The organism is Sporolactobacillus pectinivorans, from assembly GCF_002802965.1.
In the GTDB taxonomy this organism is placed as follows: Bacteria; Bacillota; Bacilli; order Bacillales; family Sporolactobacillaceae; genus Sporolactobacillus; species Sporolactobacillus pectinivorans.
Window position 1 is genome coordinate 2,139,728 of sequence record NZ_NXGA01000001.1, and the last position, 14,284, is coordinate 2,154,011.

General features: G+C 45.8%; 15 protein-coding genes. 13 read left to right on the forward strand and 2 right to left on the reverse strand.

Annotation, left to right across the window (positions count from 1 at the left end; genetic code table 11):
- Positions 1 to 60 precede the first annotated feature (60 nt).
- The gene (locus COP04_RS10295; RefSeq protein ID WP_100487932.1) at positions 61 to 522 is read left to right on the forward strand and encodes a Fur family transcriptional regulator; all 462 of its coding nucleotides are present in this window, start codon (positions 61 to 63) and stop codon (positions 520 to 522) included.
- Here the strand turns inward: COP04_RS10295 and COP04_RS10300 are convergent.
- Both COP04_RS10300 and COP04_RS10305 read right to left on the reverse strand, forming a co-directional pair.
- Complete coding sequence (locus tag COP04_RS10300; protein ID WP_100487933.1) at positions 509 to 958, reverse strand: hypothetical protein; 450 nt, start codon at positions 956 to 958, stop codon at positions 509 to 511. The two genes, COP04_RS10295 and COP04_RS10300, sit on opposite strands and share 14 nt — an antisense overlap.
- On the reverse strand, positions 955 to 1,728 hold the full coding sequence (locus COP04_RS10305) for a hypothetical protein (RefSeq protein WP_100487934.1): 774 nt from the start codon (positions 1,726 to 1,728) through the stop codon (positions 955 to 957). Before COP04_RS10305 ends, COP04_RS10300 begins: the two co-directional genes overlap by 4 nt.
- Before the next feature lie 219 nt (positions 1,729 to 1,947).
- Here COP04_RS10305 and COP04_RS10310 point away from each other — a divergent pair, with 219 nt between their 5' ends.
- From COP04_RS10310 to COP04_RS10365, 12 genes are all read left to right on the forward strand, one after another.
- Positions 1,948 to 2,637, forward strand: coding sequence for a DUF4004 family protein (locus COP04_RS10310; protein WP_239984832.1), 690 nt, complete (start codon positions 1,948 to 1,950; stop codon positions 2,635 to 2,637).
- Entirely contained in the window at positions 2,630 to 3,364 is a 735-nt protein-coding gene (locus COP04_RS10315) for a hypothetical protein (RefSeq protein WP_100487936.1), read from the forward strand. Before COP04_RS10310 ends, COP04_RS10315 begins: the two co-directional genes overlap by 8 nt.
- A 10-nt stretch (positions 3,365 to 3,374) precedes the next feature.
- Positions 3,375 to 4,100: a polymer-forming cytoskeletal protein gene (locus tag COP04_RS10320; protein ID WP_100487937.1), complete on the forward strand. Its 726-nt coding sequence runs from the start codon at positions 3,375 to 3,377 to the stop codon at positions 4,098 to 4,100.
- Positions 4,101 to 4,112: 12 nt separating this feature from the next.
- Complete coding sequence (locus tag COP04_RS10325; protein ID WP_100487938.1) at positions 4,113 to 5,642, forward strand: MDR family MFS transporter; 1,530 nt, start codon at positions 4,113 to 4,115, stop codon at positions 5,640 to 5,642.
- A 151-nt stretch (positions 5,643 to 5,793) separates the two neighbouring features.
- The gene (locus tag COP04_RS10330) at positions 5,794 to 6,714 is read left to right on the forward strand and encodes a S66 peptidase family protein (RefSeq protein WP_100487939.1); all 921 of its coding nucleotides are present in this window, start codon (positions 5,794 to 5,796) and stop codon (positions 6,712 to 6,714) included.
- A 227-nt stretch (positions 6,715 to 6,941) separates the two neighbouring features.
- Complete coding sequence (locus COP04_RS10335) at positions 6,942 to 7,268, forward strand: DUF3870 domain-containing protein (protein WP_100487941.1); 327 nt, start codon at positions 6,942 to 6,944, stop codon at positions 7,266 to 7,268.
- Between the two features lie 190 nt (positions 7,269 to 7,458).
- Positions 7,459 to 8,394: an ABC transporter permease gene (locus COP04_RS10340; RefSeq protein WP_100487942.1), complete on the forward strand. Its 936-nt coding sequence runs from the start codon at positions 7,459 to 7,461 to the stop codon at positions 8,392 to 8,394.
- Complete coding sequence (locus tag COP04_RS10345) at positions 8,394 to 9,350, forward strand: ABC transporter permease (protein WP_100487944.1); 957 nt, start codon at positions 8,394 to 8,396, stop codon at positions 9,348 to 9,350. Before COP04_RS10340 ends, COP04_RS10345 begins: the two co-directional genes overlap by 1 nt.
- Before the next feature lie 5 nt (positions 9,351 to 9,355).
- Entirely contained in the window at positions 9,356 to 10,387 is a 1,032-nt protein-coding gene (locus COP04_RS10350) for an ABC transporter ATP-binding protein (protein ID WP_338062845.1), read from the forward strand.
- On the forward strand, positions 10,384 to 11,997 hold the full coding sequence (locus tag COP04_RS10355; RefSeq protein ID WP_239984833.1) for a peptide ABC transporter substrate-binding protein: 1,614 nt from the start codon (positions 10,384 to 10,386) through the stop codon (positions 11,995 to 11,997). Before COP04_RS10350 ends, COP04_RS10355 begins: the two co-directional genes overlap by 4 nt.
- 280 nt (positions 11,998 to 12,277) lie before the next feature.
- A complete protein-coding gene (locus COP04_RS10360; RefSeq protein ID WP_100487947.1) occupies positions 12,278 to 13,363 on the forward strand; it encodes a dipeptide epimerase in 1,086 nt (361 codons plus the stop codon).
- A 22-nt stretch (positions 13,364 to 13,385) separates the two neighbouring features.
- Positions 13,386 to 14,282, forward strand: a complete 897-nt coding sequence (locus tag COP04_RS10365) for a C40 family peptidase (protein ID WP_100487949.1) — start codon at positions 13,386 to 13,388, stop codon at positions 14,280 to 14,282.
- Positions 14,283 to 14,284: the final 2 nt, after the last annotated feature.

The following is a 14,284-nucleotide window of genomic DNA, read 5'->3' on the forward strand; positions in this document are numbered from 1 at the left end:
TATGCTGTTAATAAGAATCGGATAATTATTTGAATGTTCGACTTGAAAGAGGTGTATTTGATGAATAAGACCGAGGCACTGATAATGCTGAAAACCAAGGGTTTTAAACATACAGACAAAAGAGAAGATATATTGGAATTGTTTGAAGATAAGGATGGGTATTTGTCAGCGAAAGAAATTCAGACGGCTCTGAAGGATGCTTATCCCGGCTTAAGCTTCGATACTATTTACCGGAATCTTTCTCTATTTAAGGAACTCATGATTCTTGAAGAAACCGAACTTGACGGGGAAAAAGTCTTTCAGTTTCATTGCACGGAGCATCACCATCATCACTTAATCTGTCTCCGCTGCGGGAAAACAAAGACGATTGAAGTCTGCCCGATGCAGGACCTTTCACGTCTTGATCCTGAATTCAAAGTTACCGGTCACAAATTCGAAGTGTATGGATACTGCAAGAAGTGCCAAAAAGAAATGGAAAAAACGGATAAATTAGCGGAATCTGATCTTGTCAACTCTCGATGATTGTGAGTCCCAGAGCCTGATTTTCCCATAGAATCTGCTCAATCTGCTGTTGCTGGTCGCGTCTGCATCTGATGATCATGATTACTTTCGGGGCTAATGACCGTTGTTTTTTGTGCCTCAGGACAAAATATTCAATGAGAAAGCCGATCAAAAATCCGGAAAGACTGGATGCAATTCCCCAGATGATCGGTCCCCAATAGAGGCGGAAGCCAGCGCTTGCACCGACGACACCGAAAGCAGTCGCAAAAATAAATCCCAGATCGGTCCGGCTGTATCCATCATAGCTGATCGGTGTTGAAGTGTGTCTTTTACTCCTTGGCGGCAGATTCAACGATAAGGCCATCAGACTTTTCTGATCCATACCGATGCTTTTTAGAGATGCCAGTGCCATTTCGACAAATAAGGAATGTTCAAAAATGCTCAGTATTTCAATCAATGCAATTCTCCATTCTCATTCAGAAATGATCGCTTAAAATCATCCGATTGCCACTCTTCGTGAAGGAACTCTTTCTGTTCGCTGTTGAATAGCTTGTTGTACTCCATTGTTGTTACGTAAGCGTCAAATGCAGCCCCAAAGCTCAACGAAGGTATAAAAAGCAGCCACTCCATATTGACGGTTCCCGTCGAGTGAATAAAATCCCCCCCAAAAAGCAGCTGAAGGCTTTCCAGATCGCGAGAGTAAAATGTGATCACCAGTGTCCAGACTAGGAATGCAAAAGCTGTCAGTGTTCGCCGGTTGTACAGTTGGCCCAGTCCAGGCAGAAAGAGTGACCAGATCGACGCTACAAAAGGAATACGCTTGTCCAGATAACAAAGCTCAAAGTTTTTCATAATAAAAACAGGCATGTGGACGGGCTGATGCTCAGTGAGGCTGTACAGTTTGTTTATATCCATTGCCGACCGGTAGCTGTCCCAGATACAGAAGATGTAAAAGGGTATATAAATCATAATCCATCGGGTATTGAGAATACTTTTGGCCATTTCAAATTGTCCGGAAAAAGTATAGACCATTGAAAGATTGAGATTGGCGTTCACATTAATAATAACCTCAAACAGGAATAGAATATTTCCTTTGAGATGCATATTCAGAAGCATATGCCCGAATCCTGGAAAAGCCGCAGACCACCAGGCAACGGTTGAAGGCCGTCGATAGGTGATCTGCGAAGTGCCAAGAGAGCTCAATACGGCCTGATAACGTCGCTCCATGTTGCAGCGCCTCCTAATTTTGAACCAGTCGATGTGCCTTTTGAAGTATAGAACCTGTTTGAAAAGGCCTTTCGAACATCCTCCATAAGCAGTCTTTCTTAGTCTGCCAGTACCAGACTATTTCATGCATCATGACTCGGACCGGGGTAGAAATAGATCAGCGTTTACATCGTAACAGTGTTATGTTATATTGAAAGAGCGAAAAGAATATGATCAAAAATGGAGGTGTTTAAAATAGAGAATGAATTGATAACGAAAAAGGATTTGCTCGAGAAAACAGGCATCTCATATGGTCAGCTCTACAGGTGGAAGCGTAAAAAACTAATTCCTGAATCCTGGTTTATCAGAAAGGCCACATATACGGGTCAGGAGACTTTTTTTCCAAAAGAGAAAATCATGAATCGTATTGTTCAGATCACTGAACTCAAAGATACGCTGTCCCTCGATGAGTTGGCCAATCGGTTTTCACCACTAACAATGAAAAATATTACGCTGCCGACTGACGAAGTTCTTAAACATCACTTTGTTTCGAAAGCGTCGCTCAATTTTTATCTGAAACAGGGATATGAAGGCAAGACACTTCATTTTTCGCAGCTGCTCTCCTTGTTTTTGCTGGATCAGCTGCTTAAAACAGGAAAAATGAATGTCAACGAAGGAACAGACTTGCTTCAAGTATTGAACGAGCACGGATTGAAAAGCTTCGATAAAAACAGTTGCCTTTTTTTTATTCGAAAAATGGGTGTGCCTGCTTTTTTCATTGTACTGGAAGACACGGATGTCTATTTTGATAAGGAGACTCATGTTGTTGCTCGTTTACAGCTGCAGCCTTGTGCCGAAAAATTGATCGCACTAGTGAACAGTCGGGGATCACTGGAAGCGGAAAACAGGGAGGACAAATTGAATGGCTGAGGAAAAAACCAAAAATCTAACAATTATGGGGGAAAGTTCCACAAGAGGTGGCAAGTTTGATAAAGTGCGCGTGATGGGGGAATGCGAAGTCCATGGCAATCTGGAGACTGAATCATGCAAAGTAATGGGCGAATGCGCCGTTGACGGCAACATGAGCTGTGGCTATTTCCGTAATATGGGTGAAGTGACCGTATCCGGACAGCTGGCAGCGGATGAGATGCGTCTGCTCGGACAAACAACAGTAAAAGAACAGTGTTCTGTTCGCAAATCTGGCATTTTCGGTGAATTGATCTGTGAAAAATCAATGTCTGGCGAAGAAGCTCACGTGCACGGTATGCTTCATGTTAGGGGCAACGTATCTCTTGAAAGACTGGATATGAAGGGCGGTATTTTTGTCGACGGACTTTTGAACTGCGGGACAATTGAAATTTTGATGAAGTTTGATGCGGATAATTATGTGCATGAAATCGGAACCGAAAGCATTAGTGTCAAAAAAAAGCACTCTATTTTCAACCACGGATCATTAATCAATTTTCAGGTTGATACGATTGAGGGTGATGATATTGACCTGGAATATACGACTGCGCGAGTTGTCAGGGGAGCGCGGGTTTCGATCGGCACCGGTTGCAAAATCGATCGGGTAGAATATTCGGAGCAATATACTTTGCAAAAACATGCCGAAGTCGGACGGGCAGTTAAAGTTTTGGCTGTAAAAAAGGAAAAGTGAGGGAATCGCAATGGATGAACCAATCAGAGATCTGTCAATATCCGGCTCTGGGACTGCTCCCGGCGGAGACTATCATGATGTGAAAATTAATGGCAGTGGAAAGGTTCAGGGTAATATCCAATGCCAACGGCTTGAAATCAACGGTTCCGGGAAAGTGGTGGGCAATTCTCAAATGGCTGAGCTGATTGTCAAAGGATCAGGGGTAATCATGGGAAATGTGAAGGCACGGACATTCACCATCAATGGGAGTTCGACTATTGAACACGATGTGACATTAGAGGACCTTCAGGTGAATGGAACGGTCCGAATCAAAGGCAATATTCATGGAGAAAGTATTAAATCTTATGGCATTTTGGACGTTGGTGGTGAAATTGAGAGCGAAGAACTGATTGCCGAGGGGCGGGTTTCTGTAGACGGTCTTTGCAGTGCCGATCGGATTGAATTGGAGGTCAACCACAGCTTTTCCAAAATTCGGGAAATTGGTTGCAGTACGCTTGAAGTACGCCGTAGGCCCTTCACGGGTTTTCTCAGCTTTCTGTTCAATGGGATCAGGAAGACGGGACTGACTGTTGACAGTATCGAAGGAGATGAGATTTATCTCGAGGATACCATCGCACGGATTGTTAAAGGAAATCGAGTAGTGATCGGTGACGGATGTGTTATAGAAAAGGTATTTTATAAAAAAGACTACAAGCAGGCTGAAAACGCTAAAGTAAAATCAGCGGTCAAGGAATGAGGGGGGCGTAAAATGGAACAAGCAAAGAGTATTGAACAGAAAAAAGCCAGCACGTGGGTGATGGCTGCGCTGATGCTCGGTATTTTTATTTCATCAATGGACCAAACAATTGTCTCGACAGCGATGGGTACCATTGTCTCAGATCTGGGAGGACTTAATCAATTTGTCTGGGTGACTTCCGCTTATCTCGTTGCCGAAATGGCCGGAATGCCTATTTTCGGAAAACTATCCGATATGTATGGACGAAAACGTTTTTTTATTTTTGGACTCAGTATGTTCCTGCTTGGATCTATTTTGTGCGGGACTGCTGACTCCATGGTGCAGCTGAGTATTTACCGCGCGCTGCAGGGCATTGGCGGTGGCTCTCTGATGCCGATCGCTTTTGCAATCATTTTTGATATTGTTCCGATGAATCAGCGTGGAAAAATGAGCGGTCTGTTTGGTGCAGTATTTGGTTTATCCAGTGTGCTTGGTCCATTGCTCGGTGCGTTCATTACGGATCATCTAAACTGGCACTGGGTGTTTTATATTAACGTGCCGCTTGGTTTGATCGCAGTTGTATTGATTACCGTCTGCTATAAGGAGTCTAAAACGCATGCAAGGGAAGCGATAGACTGGGCAGGCGCTGGTACGCTTGTTGCGGCAACAGTCAGTCTGATGTTTGCCGTTGAGCTTGGGGGAAATACGTACGGATGGACTTCACCGGTGATTATCGGGCTGTTCTCTGCCTTTGCCGTATTTTTCATCCTTTTTCTGTTCGCGGAAAAAAGAGCCGCCGAACCAATTATTTCTTTCAAAATGTTTCATAATCGTCTGTTTGCATCGAGCAATCTGGTCGGCGTTGTTTTCGGGGTGCCGTTTATGGTGGCGATTGTTATGCTCCCTATCTATATTCAGGGTGTTTTCGGAGGAACCGCGACAAATGCCGGTTTGGTGTTGCTGCCCATGATGGTCGGAGTGACGGCGGCCAGCGTTGTTGGGGGTATTATGGCTCAATCGGTCAGTTATCGAAGCATCATGCTGTTGCATGGTCTGATTCTCCTGGTCGGCCTGATATTGGCGGGGACCATGGCTGGTAATACGTCTTTCTGGGTTGTGTTGGTTTACATGGTAATTATCGGTTACGGTGTTGGTGCATCTTTTGCAGTACTTGGAATGGCCGCAATCCATGGTTTTAAACCCTCGGAATTTGGAGCCGCCAACGCGACGCTGGCGTTTGTCCGGGAATTCGGGATGACAGTCGGGATCACAATATTCGGTACAATCCAAAGTCATATCCTCGCTTCCAAGCTAAAAGATGCATTTGCGGGAAAAGGACAAAATGAATTTTTGAGTCATCTGAGCAATCCGCGGGCGCTTCTGTCTCCGGAAGCAAGGACGCACATTCCAGAGAGCATTCTGACTCAGTTGAAAGACCTGCTTGCTTCATCAATCACGCAAACCTTTCTGTGGGCGCTGATTCCTGCGGGTCTTGCTATCCTGCTTATATTGTTAATGCCGGGGGACAGGCTTGCTAATAAAAAAATTAAAATGGAGAATTAACATCCGTCACCTAGGTGCGAGTATTTCTGATATAATTCAATATAAGGTGTTTTATAGCAGTTGATCTCATTAATAATGACAATCCAGAGCCGTTTTCCTATTTTGGAAAACGGCTTTGACAGATCTTGGAGCAAAAAAGGGGGCGGCTTTTATGATTTTTCCTGAACGTCTTCGTGAAGGCGATAAAATAGGTGTGATCAGTCCCGCCGGACCACCTGATCCCGTGAACCTGAAGCGGGCCGTTGACTGGCTTTCCAGTCTTGGTTTTATCGTTGTTTTCGGCAAATATATTGATCAGGTTAACGGATATCTTGCCGGGACGGATGAACAGAGACTGAAAGACTTGCATTATATGTTCGCTGATGATTCGGTGCGGGCCGTTATATGCGCACGCGGAGGCTATGGGACCGCACGTATCGCAGATGGTCTTGATTATGGGCTAATCAGGGATCATCCGAAAATATTCTGGGGCTACAGTGACATTACGTATCTTCACACTGCAATCCGTCAGCTTTCAGGGCTTGTTACTTTTCATGGCCCGATGCTTGCTTCAGATTTCGGGATTGACAACGTCCCTATATTGTCCAGACAGCTGTTCTCACAATTATTTCAGCCAACATTACTGAGATATGACGAGCATATATCTTCGCTGCATGTGATGCAGAGCGGATCTGCGGAAGGGATGCTGGTCGGCGGCAATCTGTCGTTGCTTGTCAGTTCGCTGGGCACACCTTTCGAGATTGACACGAGAAATAAACTGCTTCTGATCGAAGACATCGGTGAGGCGCCATACCGGGTGGACCGTATGCTCAATCAGCTTCGCCTGTCGGGTAAACTTGATCAGGCGTCGGGATTCGTAGTCGGCGATTTCACGGCAGAAGATTCTGCAGACAAAGCTACGGCGTCATTGCTGGAAAAAGTTTTTGCAACTTACTTTTCTTCGTTAGGCAAACCTGCCATGAGCGGATTCCTTATTGGCCATTGCCAGCCGAATTTTTCCGTTCCTCTTGGAGCAGAAGCGCTGCTGGATGCCGACAAGAAACAGCTGTGGATTCAGGCCGGCGTTATGTGATCAAAAGAATTAAAACGGTAGAACATTTTTTTCGCCAATAATTTTTACCGCTTGTTTCTCATGGAGTTATAAGTAAAAAAACAATTTTTTAAATATTGACATAGATTAATTTCGACTATATACTTACGTTATTCCTTAAAGATGTTTTCACGATTCAAGTTTCTGCAATGACCCATTGCCAGCCCCTTGAATCATCTGATATATGCATTGGAAAGGGATCAAGTAAGATGTGCTATAACAATGATACGATTTTCATTATTGGGGATTCAAAGTCTTCGCAGAAGAATCCAATCACGATCAAGTTCCATCAGTTTTTTCTTGGACTTGTGGTTGATCGGACAAACGGAAGAATTATCGATGTGGAATGCTCGGCAACCATTCAGCTGACTGTTCGTTTTGTCCGCTCTTTGTTCATTGGGCGGTTTATGGACGATCCTTCCATTATTGATGAGATCCGCCTGCGTTATTTCGGTTCCTCACAAAGAGCGCTTATTGTTGCTTTTAATGACGCTTTAAAGAAATATAATCAGGTCGTAGCCGCTTTGTCTACATAAACCTAGACAAAATCCAGCCCCATTATTTTAAGGGCTGGATTTTGTCGTTCAATAAAGAAAAACATGAAGCCTGATTCCTGCATAGTCATGCAGGAATCAGGGGATAAAAATTTTGAATATTTTGTTATTTCAAAGACATCTGAAGTAGAAGGGGATTATCCATTTTTGTTAAGAGAGGAGGGTATTTTTCTTGACTAAATTTATTATTAAGAGATTTATAGCGATGATTTTAACGCTCTGGGTCATCACGACACTGACTTTTGTTCTGATGCATGCGATTCCCGGCTCACCATTCAATAATAACAGCGGGAAAACAATCAGCGGGGCTGCTCTTAGTAACATGGAGGCGCATTATCACATGAATCAACCCCTTTCCATTCAGTATTTGATCTATCTGAAGTCGGTTGCGACCTTTAATTTTGGCCCGTCGATCAAGCAGCCTGCCGAGACTGTCAATGATCTATTGGGCCGCGGTTTTCCAGTTTCGTTCGAGCTGGGCTTGTGGACGCTGATCGTTGCGATCATTTCAGGAGTGCTGCTCGGTACCCTCGCGGCGCTGAAACATAACGGGATCATTGATTATGTCGCGATGACCCTCGCTGTTTTCGGAATTTCGATTCCGGATTTTGTACTTGCTACCTTACTGATACAGGAATTCGCAGTCAATCTTCAATGGTTTCCGGCTGGAACTTGGCAGGGCGTGAATTATATGGTTCTGCCGATTATCGCGCTGGCGACAGGTCCGATGGCGATTATTGCCCGTCTGATTCGTTCAAGTATGCTGGAAGTCCTGACTCAAGATTATATAAGAACAGCGCGAGCAAAAGGGCTGTCACCCGTCCTGATTGTCTTCAAACATGCATTGAAAAATGCTCTGCTTCCGGTCGTTACTGTTCTCGGTACACTGGCAGCAGCCATTCTGACGGGGACATTTGTCATTGAAAAGATTTTTGCCATCCCTGGCATGGGGAAGTATTTCGTCGATAGCATCAATTCGCGCGATTATCCAGTCATCATGGGGACAACCGTTTTTTACAGTGCCATTCTGATTGTGATGCTCTTTCTCGTGGATATTGTCTATGGATGGCTTGATCCGAGAATAAAGATGGATAGGGAGGCGAGATGATGGCAGCCACGAAAGAAAAGATGTCCCCGGTGACACCGGAAAAAGTGCCCGATATGTGGTTTCGGCCGTTGAATAGAAATCAAGAGAAGTGTCAGGAGATTATGCGTCCGAGTATTTCTTATTGGCAGGATGCCTTGATTCAGCTAAGGAAAAACAAGCTTGCGATTGGAGGAGTGACTTTTCTTATTTTGCTCAGTCTAATGGCTATCTTTGGTCCGATTTTCTCTTCTCATTCTGTAACTGCTCAGAACTTGGTCATGCAGAACCTCGCCCCTTCATCCAGCCACTGGTTTGGTACGGATAACCTTGGACGGGACGTCTATACAAGAACGTGGTACGGTGCGCGGATTTCTTTGTTTGTCGGTCTTGTTGCGGCACTGGTTGACTTGCTGATCGGGGTTGCTTATGGAGGCATTTCCGGTTACATAGGCGGCAGAACGGATCTTGTCATGATGCGGATCATTGAAATTTTATATGGCTTGCCCTATCTTTTGGTCGTCATTCTCCTGATGGTCGTAATGGGGCCAAGCCTCCTCACGATAATCGTCGCCCTCACGGTTACAGGATGGACCGGAATGGCGAGAATTGTTCGCGGTCAGGTTCTTCAGCTGAAAAACTATGAGTTTGTTACGGCTTCACAATCGTTCGGAAGTAAAATGTGGCGGATTGTTCGTAGAGATCTGATCCCGAACACAATGGGTCCGATCATAGTCCAGATGACTCTGACCGTGCCGTCAGCTATTTTTTCGGAAGCCTTCCTTAGCTTTCTCGGGCTGGGCGTTCAGGCGCCCTATGCCAGTTGGGGTGTTATGGCTAGCGACGGGCTGACTCCATTCCTTGAAGGACTCTGGTGGCAATTGTTCTTCCCAGCACTGTTTATCTCGCTGACGATGTTTGCGTTCAACATCCTTGGTGATGGACTTCAGGATGCGCTGGATCCGAAATTAAGGAGATGAGGGCTGTGGAGGAGGAAGTGTTGCTTGAAGTCAAGGATCTTCACGTTTCTTATAAAACGCACGGCGGTGAAGTCAAGGCGGTTCGCGGGGTCAGTTTCTTACTGAAAAAAGGAGAGACACTGGCAATTGTCGGTGAGTCTGGCTGTGGCAAAAGTGCGACATCACTTGCTGTCATGGGACTCATCCCGCAACCGGCCGGCAGGATTACGGGAGGCACCGTATCGTTTAAGGGCCAGGATACGGTCAAAATGAGTCCAAAGCAAAAACGCAAAAATCAGGGCGTGGATATGTCCATGATTTTTCAGGATCCGATGACCGCTTTGAATCCGACGCTAACCATTGGGTCGCAGCTCACGGAAGGCATCGTGCATCAGAAAAGAGCTACGAAAGCGCAGGCAAGAAAAAAAGCCTTGGAGATGCTTGCACTCGTCGGGATTTCCAATCCGGAAGAACGGATGAAGCAGTATCCGCATCAGTTCAGTGGAGGGATGAGGCAGAGAATCGTGATCGCAATGGCATTAATCTGCGAGCCTGATCTAATCATCGCTGACGAGCCGACTACGGCGCTTGACGTAACGATTCAGGCACAGATTCTTGAATTGTTTAATAAAATCCAGAAAGAAACTAACGTAGCAATCATCATGATTACACATGATCTAGGCGTTGTGGCAAAAGTTGCCGACCGGATTGCCGTGATGTACGCGGGCAAAATGGTCGAGACTGGTGATAAACGGGCTATTTTTTACCGGTCCGGACACCCTTATACTCAAGCTTTACTGCACTCTGTGGTCCGTCTTGATCTCCCCTCAAACACGCTTAAGCCGATTGAGGGCGCGCCCCCGGATCTTTTTTCACCGCCCGCAGGCTGCGCCTTCAGCGAACGCTGCCCATTTGCAATGGAAGTGTGTGAGCATGTTCAACCGCCAACAACAACGCTCGATTCGCACCACACTGTTGATTGCTGGCTTTTAGATAAAAGAGCAGTTGAAAATCGGCAAAAGGTTGAAAATTTACTAAATCAGGGGGAATCATCTTGAAAAAATGGCTGAGTAAGGCACTCCTGCTTGGAATTGCAGCAATCCTGGTTCTTGCATTTACCGGTTGCACGGCAAAACCGGATGCATCAAGTACCGGCGGAAAAGAAGTACTGAAACTGAACGACGGCGCGGAACCAACATCTTTGGATCCGCCGATGGGTTACGATGAAGTCTCATGGGATCCTCTTAACAACCTGATGGAGGGACTGACTCGTCTTGGAAAAGATAACCAGCCACAGCCGGCAATCGCGCAAAAATGGGATGTTTCTCCGGATGGCAGGACGTATACTTTTCATATTCGTAAAAATGCGAAATGGGACAATGGAGATGACCTGACGGCGGGCGATTTCGTCTATGCATGGAAACAAATGCTCGATCCGAAACAGGCCGCCCCCGCTGCATTTCTTGCTTATCTGATCGCGGGCGGAGAAGCCTACAACACGGGAAAGGGGTCGGCTAATAATGTACAAGTTAAAGCAATCGGCTCAAAAACACTTCAAGTGACTCTGACATCCCCTCAATCCTACTTTATCAGCATGGTTTCCAATCCGGCTTTTTTCCCGATTGATCAGAAGGTTGCTGAAAAAAATCCGAAATGGTACGCCAATGCCAGCACATTTGTCGGAGACGGGCCATTCAAACTGGCTTCTTGGAAGCATGATTCCAACATGGTGTTCAGAAAGAGCAGCACTTACTGGGATAAAAATACCGTAAAGCTAGATGAAGTTGATTGGGCGATGGTCAGTGATCCAAACACAGAATATCAGATGTACAAAACAGGTCAGCTCGATATGGCCAGCGTTCCTGTAGATCTTTCCAACCAGCTGTTCAAACAAGGAAAAGTCCACGTTGCTCCGCAAGCGGGGACCTATTTCTTCAGCATGAATGTCAATATGAAGCCTTTTAATAATATTAATATCCGGCGTGCTTTTGCGATGGCTGTCGATAATAGTCAGATCACTAACTATATTGTCAAGCAGAAAAACGTTCCCGCCTACGGCTTTGTTTCTCCGGGATTTAAAGATCCGAGCGGGCAGGACTTCCGTACGCACAACGGCAGCCTTTATAGCTACGATCCCTCACAGGCAAAAAAATTTCTTGCCCAGGGTCTTAAGGAAGAAGGGTGGAAAACACTTCCGCCAGTCACTTTGACTTATAACACGAGTGATAATAATAAATCGATTGCAGAAGCGATTCAGGCTATGTATCAGAAGAATTTGGGGATCAATATTAAGCTGGCCAATATGGAGTGGAACGCCTATCAGTCTCAGCAGAAAGCAGGAAAATTCCAGTTTTCACGTGGCTCATTTATTGCCGATTATGGCGATCCGATCAACTTTCTTGAAAATTTCCAGACTGGTATGCCGATCAACAGCATGAAGTGGAGTAACAAGGAATATGATAGTCTGATCACCCAGGCAAAGAATGAAAAAGATGACACGAAACGCTATGCGCTGATGTATCAGGCTGAAAAATTGCTGTTCCAGCAAATGCCGCTCTTTACAACGTATTTCTATAATCAGACCTTCCTGCAGAACAGCAAGGTTCATGGACTTGTCTTTCATCCAGCTGCATACATCGATCTGAAATGGGCGACAAAATCCAATTAACTCAAAGGTGCATCAGACATCACTTGCCGACAATCAAAAGCCGTTTTCCTGATATCGGGAAACGGCTTTTGAATGGACTATATAATGAAACAATCAGTGAAAGGGAATCTTGTGCTATTTCTGGAATGATTGCGAGAGGGGGGATACACTCGAAGTAATCAGCCCAGCAGGTGAAAAATGGCGAATATGCTTCCGGGCCTGAAAGTGATTGCGGCCGGTGCTACAGAGCAGTTATTGGTCCAGCTGGGTGTTTTAGAGAGATGGGAGAGGAACAAAGCTTATGAAAATTGTTGATGTTAAAACGAAGAGACTGTCAATTCCATTAAAAAAGCCTTTCAAAACGTCACTTCGGACAGTTAGTAAAGCAGAGAGTATTGTCGTCTACTTATTTTGCGATGACGGAACGGTTGGTATTGGTGCAGCGCCACCGACTCATATTATAACGGGTGACAGCCTTGAGAGTATTAACTACGCAGTCATTCAAGTTATTCGCCCGTTGATAATCGGCCAGAAAATTGAGCAAAAAGAGCAAATCGACACGATGATCAGACAGGCGATCGTTCATAATTCCAGTGCGAAAGCAGCCGTGGACATTGCCGTTTATGACTGCCTAGGAAAAAAAACAAATCTTCCGCTTTATCAACTGCTTGGAGGCTATAAATCGTGCTTAGAGACGGATTATACAGTAAGCGTGAACGCTGCGGAAGAAATGGCTGAGGATGCGCGTAAGCTGGTGGGTGAAGGATTTGACACTCTAAAAGTTAAAGTGGGTAATTCAACTGTCGATGAGGATATTGAACGTGTCTCCGAAATTCGCCGTGCAGTGGGCGGCCAGATAAAACTGCGATTGGATGTCAATCAGGGATGGGGTGTCAAAGAGGCCATTTCCGCCATTCATCGGCTGGAAGATATGGGCATTGGTATTGAACTTGTTGAACAACCGATTCCTGCATGGAATGTTGAAGGAATGAAGACGGTAACTGAAAGTGTAGATACCCCAATCATGGCCGATGAGAGTGTTTTTGATTCGCTTGATGCAGCTCGTCTTCTGGCCATTCACGGCTGTGATTTAATTAACATCAAACTGATGAAGGCAGGCGGAATTTCCGGTGCGGAAAAAATAAACGCCTTGGCCGAAGTGTACGGTGTGGAATGTATGGTTGGCTGCATGATTGAGTCGAAAATTTCCGTGACCGCAGCCTGTCACTTTGCGGCAGGTAAAAAGAATGTCACCCGCTGCGATTTTGATGCACCGCTCATGCTTGCCTCCGAACCGGTCATCGGCGGCGTTCATTTTGAGGGTAATCGGATTTTTCTGCCGGCGGATCCCGGTCTTGGGATAAAGAATGTGTTGATCAACCAGTGACAGGGGAAAGGGGAAATTTAGTATGGATCGGAAAAGAGCAGCTGTCCCTGTGGCAACCATCTGGACCAGTCCGGAGTCGGTCCGCCCGATCGATGCCCTGGCAGTGTCCGAAATGCCTGATATTCCAGGCTGGTTGGCTGCAATGACTAGGGAAGAAAACATTGCCTTGTGTGACGAAAAAAGGCTGCAGACCCAGGTTTTATTCGGGGACGAGGTTATTGTTGACGATGTAAAAGCAGGATGGGCAAAAGTTGTTGTTCCATCCCAGGCGTCTGCCAAAGATGTGCGCGGTTATCCAGGCTGGATGCCGATCACACATCTTGCGGATGGCCGATCTGACAAAGATTGTGAAAAGGTTATGGTACAAAGTAAGAAAACCGGATTTTTTCGGCCCAATCAGGAACCTGTATTTGATTTGAGTTTTGCTACATTTCTACCGCTTCTCGATGAAGATGAAACGAAGGTCAAGGTAGACAGCCCCATTGGTGAAGGTTTTCTTCGCAGAGAAACGGTCATCTTTCCTGCACGGCAGCCGCTTGCATCCGGCGAAAAAATTGTGAAAAACGCGCGGCGTTTTCTCGAACTTCCCTATCTTTGGTCAGGCATGAGCGCCTATGGTTATGATTGTTCAGGTTTCAGTTTTTCAATGCTGAAGGCAGGGGGTTACCTGATTCCGCGCGATGCGGATGATCAGTCGGCCGGCGGCAAAAAGGTCAATCCGCAATCCATGGAGCCTGGGGATTTGCTTTATTTCGCCTATGATGAAGGGAAAGGCTATGTCCACCATGTCGGGATCTGCGCAGGCGACGGGCAGATGATCCACTCACCGACACCGGGCAAAAAAGTCAGTCTTACCGCACTCGCCGGAACTATTTTTGAACGAGAGCTCTGCGCGGTCAGACGCTACTGGAAGGAGTGACG